General features: G+C 57.2%; 13 protein-coding genes. 12 read left to right on the top strand and 1 reads right to left on the bottom strand.

All coding sequences use genetic code 11. The features are described from left to right. Positions 1 to 115: 115 nt before the first annotated feature. From FHS18_RS03360 to FHS18_RS03345, 4 genes are all read left to right on the top strand, one after another. Complete coding sequence (locus FHS18_RS03360) at positions 116 to 532, top strand: PaaI family thioesterase (RefSeq protein WP_183596945.1); 417 nt, start codon at positions 116 to 118, stop codon at positions 530 to 532. Between the two features lie 179 nt (positions 533 to 711). Continuing rightward, the gene (locus tag FHS18_RS03355; RefSeq protein ID WP_183596943.1) at positions 712 to 1,488 is read left to right on the top strand and encodes a peptidylprolyl isomerase; all 777 of its coding nucleotides are present in this window, start codon (positions 712 to 714) and stop codon (positions 1,486 to 1,488) included. 10 nt (positions 1,489 to 1,498) lie between these two features. After that, positions 1,499 to 4,552: a peptidase domain-containing ABC transporter gene (locus FHS18_RS03350; RefSeq protein WP_183596941.1), complete on the top strand. Its 3,054-nt coding sequence runs from the start codon at positions 1,499 to 1,501 to the stop codon at positions 4,550 to 4,552. A 134-nt stretch (positions 4,553 to 4,686) separates the two neighbouring features. Further along, positions 4,687 to 6,423 (top strand): protein kinase domain-containing protein, encoded by a 1,737-nt coding sequence (locus tag FHS18_RS03345; protein WP_183596939.1) that lies wholly within the window; start codon positions 4,687 to 4,689, stop codon positions 6,421 to 6,423. Between the two features lie 94 nt (positions 6,424 to 6,517). On the opposite strand, the gene FHS18_RS03340 is transcribed toward FHS18_RS03345, so the two are convergent. Then, entirely contained in the window at positions 6,518 to 7,489 is a 972-nt protein-coding gene (locus FHS18_RS03340; RefSeq protein ID WP_183596937.1) for a TolB family protein, read from the bottom strand. A gap of 133 nt (positions 7,490 to 7,622) precedes the next feature. Here FHS18_RS03340 and FHS18_RS34205 point away from each other — a divergent pair, with 133 nt between their 5' ends. The 8 genes from FHS18_RS34205 to FHS18_RS03300 all read left to right on the top strand — a co-directional run bounded on the left by FHS18_RS34205 (position 7,623) and on the right by FHS18_RS03300 (position 18,248). After that, on the top strand, positions 7,623 to 8,720 hold the full coding sequence (locus FHS18_RS34205; protein WP_246427409.1) for a hypothetical protein: 1,098 nt from the start codon (positions 7,623 to 7,625) through the stop codon (positions 8,718 to 8,720). 30 nt (positions 8,721 to 8,750) lie between these two features. Further along, entirely contained in the window at positions 8,751 to 9,695 is a 945-nt protein-coding gene (locus FHS18_RS03330) for a VanW family protein (RefSeq protein WP_183596935.1), read from the top strand. 987 nt (positions 9,696 to 10,682) lie between these two features. Further along, a complete protein-coding gene (locus FHS18_RS03325; RefSeq protein WP_183596933.1) occupies positions 10,683 to 11,225 on the top strand; it encodes a DoxX family membrane protein in 543 nt (180 codons plus the stop codon). A gap of 158 nt (positions 11,226 to 11,383) precedes the next feature. Further along, positions 11,384 to 13,870: a CoA-disulfide reductase gene (locus FHS18_RS03320; protein WP_183596931.1), complete on the top strand. Its 2,487-nt coding sequence runs from the start codon at positions 11,384 to 11,386 to the stop codon at positions 13,868 to 13,870. A 15-nt stretch (positions 13,871 to 13,885) separates the two neighbouring features. Continuing rightward, positions 13,886 to 14,146: a metal-sensitive transcriptional regulator gene (locus FHS18_RS03315; protein WP_183596929.1), complete on the top strand. Its 261-nt coding sequence runs from the start codon at positions 13,886 to 13,888 to the stop codon at positions 14,144 to 14,146. Positions 14,147 to 14,353: 207 nt separating this feature from the next. Beyond that, the gene (locus tag FHS18_RS03310) at positions 14,354 to 16,393 is read left to right on the top strand and encodes a molybdopterin oxidoreductase family protein (RefSeq protein WP_183596927.1); all 2,040 of its coding nucleotides are present in this window, start codon (positions 14,354 to 14,356) and stop codon (positions 16,391 to 16,393) included. Positions 16,394 to 16,708: 315 nt separating this feature from the next. Continuing rightward, positions 16,709 to 17,545, top strand: a complete 837-nt coding sequence (locus FHS18_RS03305; RefSeq protein ID WP_183596925.1) for a YitT family protein — start codon at positions 16,709 to 16,711, stop codon at positions 17,543 to 17,545. 112 nt (positions 17,546 to 17,657) lie between these two features. After that, on the top strand, positions 17,658 to 18,248 hold the full coding sequence (locus FHS18_RS03300) for a TetR/AcrR family transcriptional regulator (protein WP_246427408.1): 591 nt from the start codon (positions 17,658 to 17,660) through the stop codon (positions 18,246 to 18,248). The last annotated feature ends 425 nt before the right edge of the window (positions 18,249 to 18,673 follow it).

Raw genomic sequence — 18,673 nt, 5'->3', positions numbered from 1 at the left:
GCAAACCAATCAGCGTCGCAGAATGCTACATGTTCTAACAAACATGTAAACCAATCTGCGGGAATGCTGCGTGTCCTACCAGACACGCAAACCAATCAGCTAGGGGGTAACTCAAATGGATCAAACAGGCGGACTGATGGCCGACAAGGAGCTGCTCGAACAAGCGAAGCGCACGTTCTGGGGCTACTTGGGGTGCGAACTAGCCGAATTGGATGAACAGAAGGCCGTCGTCACGCTGGATGTGCAGGAGCATCACCTGAATTTGCTGGGCATTCTGCATGGCGGCGTCCATACGTCGCTGCTCGACTCGGCGATGGGGCTGATCGCGATGAACGTGCGCCCCGGAGAGGCGGTCGTGACCGCCGGCCTTAACATGCATTTTACGGCGCCGGTCCGGAAGGGAAAGGTGACCGTCGTTGCAGAGATTGTCCACCAATCCGGCCGGATGATCACGACGGAGGGACGGCTGACCGATGAAGCGGGCAAGCTGTGCTCGATGGCGACGGCATCGTTCCGCGTGCTCGACAAGTAACGTTAATGCTTCGGCGAGTGAGGCTGGCATCTCGCGTGCATGCGGCGACAAGATAACCCGAACGCGGTATAGGTCCATGCTTGACAGACCTAGTAAAATAAGAACGGTGCAGAGGATGGGGGAGCCCATCCTTTTTGCTTTTTTCAAACACGCAGAGGGAAAAAGGAAGTGTGGCGCTATTGACACCATTGCAAACAACCGCGCTCGCCATCGGCGGCCACGCGGTCACGTACCGCGAGCTGTTCCGGCAAGGGCTGATGGCTGAGCAGTTAACGATAATCGAGCACACGATAGACAATCAATTGATCGGACAATGGGCGGACGAGCTGAATGTCCGTGCGACGCAAGAGGAGCTGATGGCCGAGCTCACCAAGTTTCGCAAAGGGCGGCAGCTGTTCACGGCGGCGAAGACGAATGCGTGGCTGTTGCAGCATGGCATGTCCGTATCGGATGCGCTCGAACTGCTCCGCCCCGTCGTTCTCGCCGCCAAGCTCGCGGAGACCGTCATAACCGATGAGACGATCGAACGCTATTTTCACGAACATCTGCCTTCGTTCGAAGAGGTGGAGTTATCTCGGCTGCTCGTGCAGGAATACGGCGAGGCGCAGGAACTGTACTTTCGTCTGGAGGAGGGAGAAGAGTTCTTCCGGTTGGCCCGTATGTTCTCCCTGGACGAGGCGACGCGGATGGCAGGCGGTTATGCGGGAATCAGCAGCAGGTCGGAGCTTGCGCTGGAGGTGGCGGCCTTGCTGCTCGGGGCGTCGGCAGGCGAGGTAGCCGGACCGATCGAGACCAAAGCCGGCTATTGGCTCGTGCGATTGGAAGCGTTGTATCCCGCCGAGCTGACCGATGAAGTGCGGGAGACGATCCGGCAGCAGCTGTTCCGGATGGAGCTGGGCGAGCGGCGGGACCGTACAGACCTGGAGCTTATGATATGGAACGGAGACGAGGACTAGGATGGCCGCGATGAACACAATCGACTATTTGCATCAGGTGCCGCTGTTCAATCTGCTCGCCGGCGAGGAGAAGCGGACGCTCGCGTCTTATATGCGGACCGAGCGTTATCGCATGGGGCAAACGATCGTAAGCGAGGACGAGCCAGCCGAGGCGTTCTATGTGATCGTGTCCGGCCATGCGCGGAAGATCGGCCTTAGCGATCAGGGCATGGAGAAGAATTTGGGCTTGCTCGGACCAGGCGAGCATTTCGGCGAACATGGACTATTCAGCAAGGCGAATTCGCCTCTGCTCATTCGGGCTTCGACCGACCTGGAGGTGCTGCGGCTCGACCGGGAGCGGTTCATGGCGCTGCTGCAGGAGCATCCGGAGCTGGACAACTATGTGCGCAACTATATTTCCTCCGAGGCGCTGAACGCTTTTCTGAAAAATAACACCGTCTTCACCCACGTCGACGCCTCGGCGATCCGCTCGCTGCTCGACCATCTCGAGATCCGCTCGTATGCGGCGGGCGAGACGCTGGTGGAGGAAGGGGAGATCGGCGACGCCTTCTATATCCTGAAGGAAGGGACGGCCGCGGTCGAGAAAGGAGCGGACCGCGCGGTCGTCAACCGCCTGTATCCCGGCGATTTCTTCGGGGAGCTGGCGCTGCTCGCCGATACGCCCCGCCAAGCGACGGTTCGCGCGGCAGTAGCGGTCACGGCGTTCCGGCTGGCGAAGTCGGATTTCGAATCGCTGACGGTCCGTTTTCCCGTCATTCTCGCGTCGATCCGCCGGATCTCCGCCCATTATTCGACCTCGGCGATGCCCGATTCACCGGTCGTAGATGAGGCAGCCGCCGAAGATAGGGGCACTGAGGAAGCGATACGGCCGATCACAGAATCGCGGCCGCATATGCTTCGCGGCGGCTTGAAACTTAGGTTCGGCAAGAAATATCCGGCCTTGATGCAGCAGAACGAGATGGACTGCGGGCCGACATGTCTAACAATGATCGCGCGCTATTATGGCATGAAGGCCAGCGTGAACCGGATGCGCGAGCGCTGCAATGTCGGCGTCGAAGGCACATCAATGCTGTCGCTGACGGAGACGGGGGAAGCGCTGGGATTCGAAGCCAAAGGCTTGAAGCTGACGGCAGCGCAGCTGCAAGACTTGGACGCGCCGTTCATCGCCCATTGGGACGGCAATCATTACATCGTCGTCTACGCCATCGAAGGCGAGCGGGCGACCGTGGCAGACCCGGCGGTCGGCTATGTGGATACGATCCCGCTATCCGCATTCGGCGAACATTGGAGCGGCCTTGTCATTACGCTCACGCCGACAGAGCGTCTTGCGCCGCTGAACGACGAGGAGAGTCTGTTCCGCCGCTATGCCGAGACATTCAAGCCTTACCGGCAGCTGCTGTTCTCGGCTTTGGCTTTATCGATCGTACTGGAGCTTGTCCTGCTCGCGTTCCCGGTCATGACGCAGCAGATTTTCGACCGGGTGCTCGAAGGGAACGAGCTCTCCTTGCTGAACGTACTGCTCCTTGCAATGCTCGCCATGGCTGGTCTCAGTACGGTCGGCATTGCTGTCCGGCAGCTGCTGCTCGGCAAGCTGGCCTATCGCATTGACCGCGCCATGCTGGACCGCTTCTATCGCCATCTGTTCCGTCTTCCTTATACGTACTTCACCAAACGGACATCGGGCGATATCATTACGCGCGTCTACGAGAACGAGAAGGTGCGGCAGTTGCTGACGAACCACGGCATCTCGCTTGTGCTCGATGTGCTGACGCTCTTCGTCTACGGCGGCTTGATGTTCTATTACCATCCGCCGCTTGCCCTTATAGCGTTATCGGTCATGCCGCTCTATGCGGCACTCTACGCTTATATCCTGCCTCGCATGCGCCGCAACTTCCGCAAGCAGATGCTTGCCGAAGGCGAATCGCAGACGCAGATCGTCGAGGCGGTCGGCGCGATCGCGACGGTGAAGGGGCTGGCCATGGAGCATTCGGTCCGCCGGCGGCTCATGGAGAAGCTGTCCAAGCAGCTGAGCTTGCGCTTCGAAGGGAATAAGCAGCAGACTTGGCTGACCGCAGGCTCCACGGCGCTGCAATCGCTGAGCAATCTCGTGCTGCTCTACTTCGGCGCGCGCTTCGTCATGAGCGGCGGGCTTAGCGTCGGCGAACTGGTCGCCTTCACCGTTCTGTTCGCGTCCTTCATGCATGCGCTGGAGGCGATCTCGCATGTGAGCGGGGAGCTGTCGGAGGCGCGCATCTCGATGGAGCGGCTGAACGATGTGTACGAGTCGACCCCGGAGCATGAGGAACGGTCGAAGCTACGGACGCTGCCGAGCATCCGGGGCCATATTCGGCTGGAGAATGTCTCCTTCCGCTATTCTTCCGGGGGCAAAATGATCCTGCAAAACCTGAACGTCGAAATCCAGCCCGGCCAGACCGTCGCGCTCGTCGGACGCAGCGGTTCCGGCAAATCCACGATCGCGAACCTGCTGCTCAAGCTGCTCACGCCGACGAGCGGAGCCATCTATATCGACGGTTATCCGCTGCAAGGCGTCCATGCCGCTTCGATCCGCCGGCAAGTCGGCGTCGTGCAGCAAGAGACCGTCATCTTCCGGGGCAGCGTGCGGGATAATATCGCGCTGGCCGGTACCGAGCATCCCTTCGAAGAGGTGGAACGCGCGGCCAGACTTGCCGGCGCGCACGAGTTCATCGAAGCGCTGCCGCTCGGCTACGGTACGATGATCGGAGAAGGCGGGATCCGCTTGTCCGGCGGCCAGCGCCAGCGCATCGTCATTGCCCGCGCCTTGCTTAGCAATCCGCGCATTCTGGTATTCGACGAAGCGACGAGCGCCCTGGATACGGAATCCGAGCGGATCATCCAGAACAACATGGAAGCGATGCTGCATGGACGGACGACGCTCGTAATCGCGCATCGGCTGAGCACGATCCGGAACGCCGACCTGATCCTTGTGCTGGACGAGGGGAGAATCGTCGAGTCGGGCACCCATGACGAGCTGCTGAACCGCAAAGGGATGTACCATTACCTCGTTCATCAACAAAGTCTCTAGCGAAAGCGGATCGCGGGGCGCTTTACTAGAAGAGATGATTCCTGCTACGGGTGGGAGTCATCTCTTTTTTCGTCATGATTCGACTTAATCCGCTTCCTATCGTTTATAATTGTTAGCGTGGGGAGGGAGCAGCTATGTCAGCAGTACCAGGCTACCAACTAAATCAACTCATTTTCGAAGATGACTATATACGCGTGTGCCACGCGCGGCACGAGCAGACCGGCGCCGAGGTGCTGCTCAAAATGGTGAAGGATAGCCAGCGCGCGATGATCGAGAACGCGAAGCTGATGAACGAATACGAGATTGCCGGCTCGCTCCATATTCCCGGCATTCTGAAGCCGCTCAGCCTGCTTCGGCAAGGCAATGGGCTTATTCTGGCGAGCGAATGGATTCACGGCTTGACGCTGCGGCACTTCTGCCAGAGCGAGCAGCTAAGTATCCCGCAATTCCTGCATATCGCCATTGCGCTCGCGAGACTGCTCGAACAGCTGCATAAGCAGCATGTGGTCCATATGAACATCAGGCCCGATACCGTGATCGTCATTCCTTCCTCGATGAAGGTCTATTTGACCGGCATGGGCCACTCCATCATCGCCGACGGCTCGGGAACGAATGCGCGCACGATGCCGCTCATCGAAGGCAGCCCGCCCTATATGGCGCCGGAACGCACAGGCCGGATGAATCAGCCGATCAGCGGCGCGACCGATCTGTATGCGCTGGGCGTAACGTTGTACGAGATGCTGACGGGCAGGCTTCCTTTCGAGGCCCATGATCCGCTGGAGTGGGCGCATGCTCATGTCGCCAAGCTGCCCAGACCGTTGGAAGAGGCGGGGCGCAACATCCCGCATATTATCTCCCGTATTGTCTTGAAACTGCTAGAGAAATCGACGGCGCAGCGCTATCAGAGCGCTTATGGCCTGCGTGCGGATCTGGAGCAATGCTGGAGCAGCTGGGAGAAGACCGGCGCTTGGGAGGAGTTCGGCTTAGGCGAGCATGAGCGGCTCCAGACGATCGAGCATGATCCTTCTTCCGGGACAGCTGCGAAACCGCTTCCTGCAACGGTCGCAAGCAATGCTGCCATCGATCCGAGCGGCTTCGATTATGCGCATATGCTCGATCTGGCGGCGGTGATGCGCGCCTCGCAAGCCTTCTCGCAGGAGAAGGATACCTCGTCGCTTATCGCAAGATTGATGCGCATTCTGATGGAGCTTGCGGGAGCCGACCGCTGCTGCTATATCGGCATTCGCCCGGAGGGGCTCGTCATCGAGCATGTGCTCGGCATGGGCGGCGACGCGTTCGAGTCGCCGGGCACGATGCTGTCGGATTACGAACCGATCAGCCAGGAGGTCGTCGGCTACGCGCTCGTCAAGCAAGGACCGGTGCTGATGAAGGAGGCCGCCGCGGAAGGGATGTTCGCGACCGATCCGTATATCGCCCGGACGGGAATGAAATCGATGTTATGTATGCCGGTGGAGATCCAGGAACAATGGCAAGCGCTGCTCTATCTGGAGAACCGGGTGCTCGGCAGCGTATTCGAGCCGGAGCGGATCGGGGTGCTGCGTACGCTCGCTTCACAGATTCACGTGGTCCAGCAGCTGCATGCGCATTTCGGCATGGCCCAGACGGCTATTCAAGGGACGCCGGCCAACGCTCCGTCTTCGGCGCTGGTCAGCCCGCTGACGGAGCGCGAACGCGAAGTGCTGCAAGGGATGGCGGAAGGCTTGACGACGAAGGAGATTGCCACGCAGCTCGTCATGTCGCCGGAGACGGTGAAGGTGCATACCCGCCACATCTTCGAGAAGCTGCAGGTGAACAATCGGGTGAAGGCCGTAACGACGGCGGTAAAGTTGAATTTGCTGCCTGCTCCGTAACAGGGGCCTGCCTTATATGATTCACGTTAAAAAGCGCACGTTCGCAAACGGTTGGCTGATTGCCGCCGTTTGCGAACGTGCGCTTATTTGGCGATTAAGAGGTCGACCACTGCAAGGCCGTAATCCGCTCGCCTTGCACCGCGCGGAAAGGGACGTGATGCGGCGTTGCGCCGGTAATCCATAGCTCGGTCGGATCGGCCGGATCGCCGCTCGCCGGACAGCCGGATAAGAAAGCAAGCAGGCTGCCGTTCGGCGACCAGGTGACCGGCGTGGAATAACAGGTCGAAGCGGTGATGGTCTGGCGTCGCCCCCCGCTGACTGCATCTAGTTCGATGAGAGAACTGTAAGTCTCCTGCTCATAAATAGTGGTACTGTAGGCGATGCGTTTGCTGTCGGGCGACCAAGCGGGATTCGCATTTTTGGCCAGAGGACCGCCTTCCAGCTGCACGGTTGCGCCTGTGACGATATCTACGGTGGTAATGAGCGAGATGCTTGCTCCCGGAGAGGTGTAGAGGGCGAATTGACCATCGGGCGATATCCGCACATTGTGAATCGGGCCCTCCGCTTGATTGGTCAGCTGCTGAATGCTCGTGCCGTCGCTGGACATTCGGTACAGCTGGCTGTTGCCCTCTGGATCCGGTGCCGCGAAGAGCAGCTCGCGGCCGGAAGGGAACCAATTGACGTCGTAAGCGCCGTCATAAGGAATCCGCCTCATTTTGTGCGCCATCCGGTCATAGAGAACGATGAACCCATCCTTGGCATAAGCAAGCACCCGGCTGTTCGGCGACCAGCTGAGCAGGGTGTAAGGTTCGAGTTGCTCGATTTGCGCCGCCGCACCGGTTAGTACATGGACCGTGTACAGCATGTTCCGCTCCCCGATGAAAGCGATTGTACGATTGTTCGCAGACCAGTAAGGAACGGAGAAGCGCTCGGCGAGTCCCCTCGTCAGCGGTGCGCCCCAGCCATCCGAAGGCCGATAGATCTCCATATGGAAGGCTCCTCCGCGATAGACCGTGTAAGCGATGAGGCCTAAGCCGTTTTGCTGCTGTCTTTCAACTTGCTGCATCTCCTCTCCTCCTTCATGATCGACGTGCTACTAAGCAGTATATTCAGCAGTTGGAAGAATACGGACTTGGGAAAAATTTCACGGAATGGATCGCCCCTTTCCTAGTCAAATTATCAAGGAGGAGGGGAAGATTATGGCTGCGATCATCAGAATCGTCATGTGCTGCGCACTGTCGGCAGTTAGTGTTCTGCTCAATGTTGCGGCCGCTTCAGGTTCAGCCGAACCGATACGCATTAGCATTCAAACATCGCCCAAAGCGGTGCCTGCGACTGAGCTGCCATTGCCATCCGCCGATTGGAAAAAGGCGTTCGAGCATGCAGCTGAGACGAAAGGCAGCGGTCCGCCTGTCACGGATATGGTTGTGTTGCAGGGTGAACATCGGTATGCCGTTAACGGAGACTATCAGCTCTACGATGCGCAGCAAGGCACGCTCATTACGCTTCCTGCAGACTATCGGCGTATGCTAAGGGGCTATATGGCCTGGTTGCGCTCCGTTCACTATGGCGAGCTGCTGACCTGGCCGCAGGCCAAGCAAGTGCTGACGATGAAGTCCCGGTTCACCGTGCACGATCTCGAGACGGGGCTCCGCTTTCACGTGCAGCGTCGCGCGGGCAGCACACATGCGGACGTGCAGCCTTTGACGAAGCAGGATACGCGAATTATGAAGCAGATTTATTCGGGCAAATGGACATGGAAACGCAGAGCCATTGTCGTCGAGAAGGACGGTCATACGATAGCGGCCTCGATGCATGGCATGCCTCACGGCGGGGACGGGATTCCGGACAATGATTTTGACGGGCACTTCTGCATTCATTTTTTGGGCAGCAGCACGCACAAAACGGCGACCGTCGATCCCGACCATCAGACGATGGTGCATAAAGCGGCGGGCGAGCTGTACCGTTACGCGGACCGTTCGTCGGCGGCCAACGTGATAGCGCTCTTTTTCATCGCCATTAACCAGCAGGATCCGGAAGTAATGAGCGCGCTGTTCCAAGTCCGGAACCATCCCGGCCTTCAAGCTGCCTTGGCCGAGCTTGGGCAGATTACCGCCATTAAGCGCGTAACCGATCTTCCCGACGAAGCGGACGACGGCATGCTGGTGCGGAACATAGAGGCTCGGGCTGTGGTCTATCGGTTGGAGAAGCGCAAGGAAGAACGAACCTTCGTCTTTCAATTGCGGAGAAGCGGGCCTTGGCAGCCTTGGAAAATCGAAGCGGTCGAATCGAAATGACGGCAATCGTGGAATGTGAGGTGGAGCGCAATGAAAGCAATATGGCTGGCGGTTCTGCTGGCCGTGACGCAGCCGTCTGGTCTGCAGGCTGAACAGTCTTCGGACCATCTGACGGTCACGCTGGGGGAAGGAAGCACGTTATCGGTGAACCGGATGGATTATGCCTTGCCGGGAATTACGATGGTCGATCTCGATAAATTCGATCAGTTGGCGGCCCGCATACGCAAGCAGACGCTGGAGCCGGCCAAGAACGCGTTCATCGGTCCCAGCGGCGGCATCGTGCCGGAGAAGCCGGGCAGACAGCTGGATCAACTGAAATTCTTGGAGCAGTTCTACGGCTACTTTCATGGCACGGGGCCAATGACGATCGACCTGCCGATGAAGCCGGTTCTGGCCAGGGTAGACCGCGAATTGCTGGCTAGCATTCGGCAGAGACCGATTGCTTATTACGTAACCTATTACAATTCAAGGAATACGAACCGCGCCCACAATATCGCCTTGGCGGCCAGCGCGATCAATAACACGGTCGTGTTCCCCGGCGAGCGGTTCTCCTTCAACAAAGTGGTGGGCAGACGCACGAAAGCCGGCGGCTACAAGGAGGCGCCGGTTATCGTCCGGGGCGAACTGTCTGAAGGCATCGGCGGCGGGATCTGCCAAGTGTCCTCGACGCTGTTCAACGCGACAGATCGTGCCGGCCTGCATATCATCGAGCGGTATTCCCACAGCCGCAGCGTGCCGTATGTCCGTTCCGGCCGCGACGCCACGGTCAGCTGGGACGGCCCGGACTTCACGTTCCGCAACCAGTACAACCAGCCGGTCCTCATCCGGGCTTACGCGCGCCACGGCACGATGTCGGTCGGTCTATTCTCCTCGGAGGAGATGGAATACAAACCGCGCAACGTCCCGGGCATGAACGAAGAACTGCCGGAAGAAGTCCCAGCGGCAGTGAAAAAGAAACCCGCGCAAGCGCATTAGGCAAGCAAAATGCCCTTCCTCGGCGGAAGGGCATTTTGAGCTGCAGTCCAGCTGCAGTATATGCAGTTAAAGAAGTCAGCGTGTCCACGCAGTGGACGTCAAGCGAGGGTCCGCTCGCTGTGCCGCCAATCCGTAGCCAAGCAGGTCCCCACAACAAAGAAGTTAAAAGTCAGCGTGTCCACGCAGTGGACGTCAAGCGAGAGTCAGCTCGCTGCCAGGCAAATCCGACTATCCCACCAAGCCCCCACCCCAAGGCATCAAAGCCGCGAACGAAGCTCGCACCAGAGCTTTGTTCTAGGAGCAATCCGCATGTCCATGGGACGTGCGAATTGCTCCTAGAACAAAAGCGGGCCAAGCCCGAAAGGACAGATCAACGACGGCCGCGTCACGTGTCACGCTTATTATCGGTGTCCAGAGGGCGATGGCCCTTTGGTTCCCCCAATGGAGGGGGAAGGGGCGAGGCTAACAAAGCTGGGTCATAAGGGCGCAGCCCTTGTTCTCCCAACGGTGGGGTCAAAGGGGAGGGCTACCTAGCTCTCCTCTTCCTCTTATGATACACAAACCAAGCCATGCCGCCGATCCCGAGCGCCAGCAACGCGCCGAGCACGATAATATAGTACAGGTGAACCAAGCTTTCACTCATTGGAATAACCTCCTTACGCCAACGCTTACCCACATAGGATGAATCTGTAGCGGCAAATTATGCGGTGGCTGTAGGAAGCGAATAAAATAACTTTCATCTGTGATTTTTTTCACATGCAGCGTGCAACGGATGGCTTATAGTAAAGGTGTAAGGAAGAACAAGCAACAAGCAGCAAGCAGGAAAGGAAGTGTTCGCGTTATGAAGCGATCCCGAACCTCCATCTCAAGAAACAGCAGCCACTCACTGCATATGAGAATGTGAAAATATTCACTAACTTAAGCGCAATCCACTTATATACGACCACAACGCATTTAACAACTACCTATATTGAGGAGTGAGTCAAGATGATGGAATTCTTACGGAAAAATGTTTACGTCGCAGGACTTATGTTGGTTCTTCGGGTTTATGTCGGCTGGCAATGGCTGAACGCAGGCTTCCACAAGCTGAAAGACGGGTTTGACGCGGCAGGCTTCATGAAAGGGGCGATCGGCAATCCGATTGCGGACAAAGCGACTGGCGAATTGGTCTATCCGACCTTTACGCGTTTCCTCGAACATGTTGCATTGCCGAATGTGAAATTGTTCAATGTACTCATCCCGCTCGGTGAATTCCTTGTCGGCCTTGGTCTCATACTCGGTGCATTGACAGCGACAGCCGCATTCTTCGGTCTCTTCATGAACTTCATGTTCCTCTTCGCCGGAACCGTAAGCACGAACCCATGGCTCATCCTGCTGGGCGGGATCGTAATGATGGCAGGCGCGAATGCCGGACGCTTCGGGGTTGACTATTACCTGCTGCCGCTGCTTCGCAAACTGATCCGCAGAGACGGCACGACAGGGCAAGGCGGCATGACGATTAAAGGCGCCAAGAAGACGGCGCACATCTAAGCGGACCGAATAACAACCGCGCAACGCGTAAAGTAGGGCTTGGGAGGTAAACTCTCCCAAGCCTTTTTGGTTTGACAACATACCCCCATGGGTATATAGTATACCCCATGGGGTATACGAAACCAACCAACAAACAAACCAGAAAGCAGGGATCATAGATGACAAGGAAAATCGTGATTGTCGGAGGCGTCGCAGGAGGGGCTTCCGCCGCTGCCAGACTTCGAAGGCTGAACGAGCAGGATGAAATTCGAATGTTCGAGCGCGGCGGGCATATTTCTTTTGCCAACTGCGGGCTGCCTTATTATATCGGGGATACGATTACGTCGCGGGAGCGGCTGCTGCTGCAGACACCGCAGGCGATGAAGAACCGGTTCGGCATCGACGTCCATATCCGTACGGAGGTAACGGCGATCGATCGGGAACGTAAGGTCGTCCGCACTGAGCAGCTCGATACGCGTGAAGTCGTGGAATATAGCTATGACGTGCTCATTCTGTCGCCTGGGGCGAAACCGATCGTGCCGGATCTTCCGGGCATTGCGGAGGCGAACAACCTGTTCACGCTGCGCAACATGGCCGATACCGACCGGATGAAGGCATTCGTCCAGGAACGCAATCCGAAGCATGCGACGATTATGGGCGGCGGCTTCATTGGAGTCGAGATGGCGGAGAATCTGCGGCACCTTGGCGTGGCTGTCACGTTGATCGACCGTAACGAGCAAGTGCTCGGCGCGCTGGATCCAGAGATGACGCGTCCGGTTGAACGGCATATGGAGCTAAAAGGGATCGAGCTTGAATTAGGCGAGACGGTAGAAGCTATCCGCAACAACGGCAGCTTAGTTAAGCTTGCTTCAGGGCGTGAGTTTGCGACCGATATGATCGTTCTGGCGATCGGCGTGCAGCCCGAGAGCCAGCTGGCAGCGATGGCGGGACTTGAGCAAGGCGTACGCGGCTCGATACGCGTGAACGAGCATCTGCGGACAAGCGATCCTTCCATCTACGCGGTCGGCGATGCGATCGAGGTGATGCATAAGGTGCTTGGCATGGAGACTGTCGTTCCGCTTGCTTGGGAAGCGAACCGGCAAGGCCGTCTGGCGGCAGACCACATCAGCGGATTGAAATCCTCCTACACCGGAGCATACGGGACTGCGATTGTGAAACTATTCGATCTGACGGCTGCTGTGACCGGCGCGAACGAAAAAATGCTGCGCAAGCTCGGCGTCCGGTACGAAGCGGTTCATACGCACCCAAGCTCGCATGCCGGCTATTATCCGGGCGCTTCGCCGATCGCGATGAAGCTGCTCTTCGAACCGGAGACCGGTCGTATTCTGGGGGCGCAGGCGGTCGGAGCCGATGGCGCGGACAAACGAATTGACGTCATCGCAACAGCCATGCGCGGCGGACTAACGGTCCATGATTTGGCTGATCTGGAGCTTGCCTACGCACCGCCGTATTCGTCGGCGAAGGATCCGGTCAACATGCTCGGCTATGTCGCCTCGAACGTGTTGGATGGATTGGTTACGACGATGCAATGGCACGAAGTGGATGCCTATGTGAACGGGGGAGGCCTCCTCATCGACGTCCGAGATCCGATCGAACGTGAGATGGGCTTTATCCCGGGCTCGACGAATATTCCGCTGAACGACCTGCGCAGCCGTCTGCACGATATTCCGAAGGACGCGCCGATCGTGGTTTCATGCCAAGTGGGACAACGGGGATATGTAGCAGCAAGATTACTGTCTCAGCACGGCTATCAGGTGCGCAACGTCGACGGCGGTTACAAAACCTACGCGGCGATGTTCGGCGGGACAGCTGCCAAGCCAACGCCTCCACCGGCTGCTGCCAATTCGGCAGTACAGTCTGCCGTCCATGCAGCCACGCATGAGCAAGCAGCCGCGCAGGAAGCGACGACTCCCGAACCTGTGCGAATCACGGTCGATGCTTGCGGACTTCAGTGTCCAGGACCTATTATGAAGGTATATGAAACGATGAATACGTTAAGCGACGGCGATCTGTTGGAAGTGAAAGCTTCGGACTTCGGTTTTGCCGCGGATATTGCCAAATGGAGCGAGAAGTCCGGTCATACGCTGGAATCGCTCGATACGGCGGGAGGCGTCATTTCGGCGGTCGTGCGCAAAGGACAGCAACTGCCATCCCTTTCCGGCAACGCCGCCGCGAAGGAAGGCACGACGATGGTGGTGTTCAGCGGCGATCTGGACAAGGCGATCGCGTCCTTCATCATCGCGTCCGGCGCTGCGGCCATGGGCAAGAAGGTAACGATGTTCTTCACCTTCTGGGGGCTCAATATCCTGCGCAAGCCGGACGGGCCCGCGGTGAAGAAGAGCGCGATCGAGCGGATGTTCGGGATGATGATGCCGAAGGGAACGAAGGCGCTTCCGATGTCGAAGATGAATATGGGCGGCCTTGGTCCGCGCATGATCCGCTACGTGATGAAGAGCAAGAACGTGGAATCGCTCGAGTCGCTGATGGCGGGGGCGATCCGCTCGGGCGTCCACATCGTCGCATGCACGATGAGCATGGACATCATGGGCATTAAGAAAGAAGAATTGATCGACGGCATCGATTATGCAGGCGTGGCCAGCTACCTCGGGGATGCGGAGGATGCAGGGGTTAACCTGTTTATCTGATAGGAGTGAACGGGCTTGGAATACGATAACGCAACGAAGAATCGGCTGAAACGAATCGAGGGCCAGGTGCGCGGCGTGCTGGCTATGCTGGAGGAAGGCAAGGACTGCCGCGATATCGTCACCCAGCTGTCGGCGATCCGTACGGCGGTGGACAAGACGATCGGTACCGTCATCGGCGCCAATCTGGAACATTGCATTCAGGAAGAACTAGCCGAGGGCCGGTCGCCCGATGCGGTCATTAAGCAAGCCGTAGATTTGCTGGTCAAGAGCCGTTAGCGGCCAGGAGAGGACCTCGCCTAACATCTTCATTGGAGATGTCGGGAGGGGTCTTTTTCATATCGACGAAGGGTAATTATGAGCTTTCATCGCAGGGATGAAAATTAATGCGAGTTTCACAGGAGGGATCACCCACGCTTGCGCTGTCGTGGTATGATAGCATCACGGCATTTTTCATTAGTTACGAGCAGAAAGGAAAGACGGCCCATGACACGATTTGTGGATGAACAGACTGGGGTATTCCCATCGGTCTGCTCACTCGATTGCCCGGACCAATGCGGGCTGCTCATTCATAAAGAAGCGGGAAGAATCGTTAAGGTGGAAGGGGATCCTTCGCACCCGGTAACGCAAGGCAAGATATGCAACAAGGTTCGGAATATGGCCGAGCGGCTGTATGACCCGAAACGGCTGGAGTATCCGATGAAGCGGATCGGCCGGAAGGGCGAAGGGCTCTTCGAACGAATTAGCTGGGAGGAAGCCGTCGAGACGATCACGTCGAAGTGGAAGCGGCTGATCGCCGATGAAGGCGCGGATTCGATTATGCCGTATTCCTTCTACGGGAATATGGGGATGCTTGGCACGGAAGGGCTCGACCGCAGATTCTTTCATCATCTTGGCGCGACGCGCCTTCAATATACGATTTGCTCGGCTGCGGGATCGGAAGGCTACGGCTATACGATGGGCGGCAGCTTCGGTATCGACCCTGAGGATACGGTTCATTCCAAGCTGATCGTGATGTGGGGCATTAATGCGGCAAGCACGAATATGCACCAAGTCATGATCGCGGAGAAAGCCCGCAAGAACGGAGCCCAGATCATCGTTATCGATGTGCATAAGAATCAGACGGGCCGCTGGGCGGATTGGTTCATTCCGATTCAGCCGGGCACGGATACGGCGCTGGCGCTTGGCCTGATGCATATTCTATTCGACGAAGGCATGGTCGACGAAGCGTTCCTTCGTGACTATACGGTCGGCGCGGAAGAGCTTCGCGAGCATGTCAAAGCCTACCCGCCGCAGCTTGTCTCCTCAATCACCGGCGTGCCGGTCGAGGATATCTACAAGCTGGCGCGTCTCTATGGCGAGACGAAGCAGTCGTTCATCCGGATCGGCAACGGACCGCAGCATCACGATAACGGCGGCATGTGCATCCGGACGATTGCGTGCTTGCCTGCGCTCACTGGCGCGTGGATGCACCAAGGCGGCGGCGCGATCAAAGGAAACGGCGGCTATCTGGAGCATAATGCGGCGAAGCTGCAGCGCCCGGATTTGCTGAAGGTGAAGACGCGCCGCGTGAACATGAACTTGATCGGCCAGGCGCTCACCGAGCTGGATCCGCCGATCCGTTCGATGTACGTGTACAACTCCAACCCGGCGGTCGTAGCGCCTGATGCGAATAAGGTTCGCGAAGGCTTGCAGCGCGAGGACCTGTTCACCGTCGTCCACGAGTTGTTCATGACCGAGACGGCCAAATATGCGGACATCGTACTGCCGGCGACCTCTTCGTATGAGAATACCGACTTCTACGCTTCTTACTGGCATCATTATATTCAGATCCAGCAGCCGGTCATTCAACCGTACGGAGAAAGCAAGTCGAACACGGATGTATTCCGCCTGCTCGCTCATGCGATGGGCTTCACCGAACCTGCGCTGTTCGATTCCGATGAGGAGCTCATCCGCCAATCGCTTGATGCCTCGAGCAATCCGGTGCTGGAAGGCATCACGTACGAATCGCTGGTGGAGCATCAGTTCGTCCGCGGCCAAGTGAAGCCGCTCATGTCGAGCAAGCTGCCTACGCCTAGCGGCAAGATCGAGTTGTACTCCAAAACGATGGAACGCAGAGGTTATCCGCCGTTGCCGACGTACACGCCGCTTGTGGAAGACGGGGATCTGCCGTTCCAGTACATCCCGGCGCCGAATCACAACTTTCTGAACTCGACGTTCTCGCATAATGACAAGCATGTGAAGCTCGAGAAAGCGCCGAAGCTGCACATGAACGAAGCCGATGCAGCAGGCCTTGGCATTGCGACCGGCGACCGGATCCGCGTCTGGAACGGGCGCGGTTCGTGCGAGCTAACGGCAGCGGTCGGCACCGACGTGCAACCGGGCGTCGTGCTCAGCCAAGGGCTGTGGGCGGACGCCTCGGTAGGCGGCGACACGCTGAACGCGCTCACCCCGGCGCGCGTCGCCGATATGGGCGGCGGCGCCACCTTCTTCTCCGGCCGCGTCCAGGTGGAGAAGTGCGGCTAGCATAGCTTGTCGATAATGGAATGCCCTGATGCTTATGGCTCGGGGCATTTCTTTTTTACGCAAGGGGGAAAGGGATAGTCGTTCGGTATTGAGCACACCATACTCGCTCGTAAGCAGGCAATTCGCACAACAAGAGCCAATCACGGAAAATGAATAACATTCATTCATAAAGCGTTTATGATAGGTTTAACATGCTTTTAAGCGCAAAAAAAAATCAACCCGATCGAAATTTACGTTAGACAGCTTGCGGATGGAGTGAATGTGGCCTTGCATTAGCAAACTACAACCAATGCGAGCTGTAAGGAGAGAGAGAAAATGAGAATCAAAGTTACGAATGTATTGGCTATCATTCTAGGATCGGCAATCATGGGTTTCGGCGTCAATTATTTCAACATCGCCAATGGGTTGGCCGAGGGCGGCATTATGGGCGTCTCCCTAATTCTGAACTATGTGCTCGGCTGGAACCCGGGCTTGACGAGCATCCTGATCAACATCCCGCTCTTGCTCCTCGGCTGGAAGGTGATGGGGCGCGTCTCCTTCATCTATGCGATGATCGGCGCAGTATCGCTGTCGGTCTTCCTGTATATGTTCGAGTTTGCGACCAAGCCGCTCGGCGATCCGTTGCTCGCATCGCTGTATGCGGGGGCGTTCGTCGGCATCGGCCTTGGCATCGTGTTCCGCTATGGCGGCATGACCGACGGCATGGATGTCGTCGCGATGCTGTGCAAGCAATATCTCGGCTGGAGTTTGGGCAAAACGTTGTTCCTGACGGACGCCGTTATTATCGTCGTCTCGCTGGTCTACCTCGATTTGCATCGTGCGATGTACACGTTCATTGCCATTACCGTCGGCGCGCGCCTGATCGACTTCGTGCAGGAAGGTTCTTATTCGGCGAAGGCGGCGACCATTATCTCGAGCCAGCCGGAGGTCATCGCCGCGAAGGTGCTCGAGCAGATGAAGCGAGGGGTTACCTTCCTTAACGGCAAAGGCGCGTATACGAGCGAGCCGAAGGAAATCGTCTACTGCGTCGTGAGCCATCGGGAGATCGGCCGACTGAAGACGATCGTGATGGAAGCGGATCCGAGCGCTTTCGTCATATTTAACGATGTCCATGAGGTGGTCGGCAAAGGCTTTAATAACCAGCCGGGTTGACTTTAGTTCCTAACCATCACCCCCAAAGAGGGTTGCACGCAAAACAAGGCTGAGCTATAGTAAGACACAAGAAAAGGAAATGAATGATATTCAGTCATTGGGGGTTGAATCGTTGTCGGCAACTACGGTAAACGACAAGTATAACGCGATCTTGCAGGCAGCTATCGAGATCATCTCCGAGAAAGGCCTATATAGCACATCCATATCGGATATCGTGAAGAAGGCGGGTGTCGCGCAAGGAACGTTCTATTTGTACTTCCGTTCCAAGAATGCGCTGATTCCGGCGATCGCGCAGAACCTGATCTCCATCACGATGGAGAAGATCAAGGAGAAGACGAAGGACCACGCGGACTTCATGGAATTTCTTCGGACGTTCATCGAGGAGATTTATAACATTACGGATGAGTACAAGGACGTGATCGTACTCGTCTATTCGGGACTCGCCATCGACCATTCGATGGAGATATGGGAAACGATTTACAAGCCCTATTATCAATGGTTCGAGGACGAGATGCAAAGGGCAATTGCGAATAACGAAATTATTGGCCAGCTGAACGTCAAGTGGACGAGTAAAATGATCGTAAACGTGGTAGAAAACGCGGCGGAACGCTTCTTCATCGGCCGTGACCAGGATATCACCCGCGAAGAGTCGCAGCGAGAGGTATTCCACTTCCTGCAGCGTTCGATGGTGGCGGCCAAGTAAGCTGCCAAGCGCAGATCCGCTATGAGTCTCCTCGAAAAGAAACGTAAAGCGTGTCCCCAAAGGGGACGTCAAGTGAGGGTCAGAACGCTGAACCATCAACGCTCAAACCGAGCGAGTCATCTCCCTAAGGCACCAAAGCCGCGAACGAAGCTCGAAGTCAGAGCTTTGTCCTAGCGATATGATACTTGTTCCATGCAAGTATCATTTCGCAGGACAAAAGCGGGCCATCCACGAAAGGACACAACGAAGACGGCCGCGTATCGAGCGACGCCGCTTACGGGTGTCCTCGGAGTTTTCCGGATGGAAAACTCACTTCGGAAGCATAGGCTTGGGCGGTTGCCCTCTGGTTCCCTTCCGATGGAGGGGGAAGGGGCGAGGCTAAATAAGGGGTTAGAGGGCGTAAGCCCTGGGTTCTAAATGGGTGC

This window comes from Paenibacillus phyllosphaerae, assembly GCF_014192105.1.
GTDB lineage: Bacteria > Bacillota > Bacilli > Paenibacillales > Paenibacillaceae > Paenibacillus_Z > Paenibacillus_Z phyllosphaerae.
Note: the sequence above shows the minus strand (reverse complement) of the source record. Positions and strands in the feature narration are given on the sequence as shown.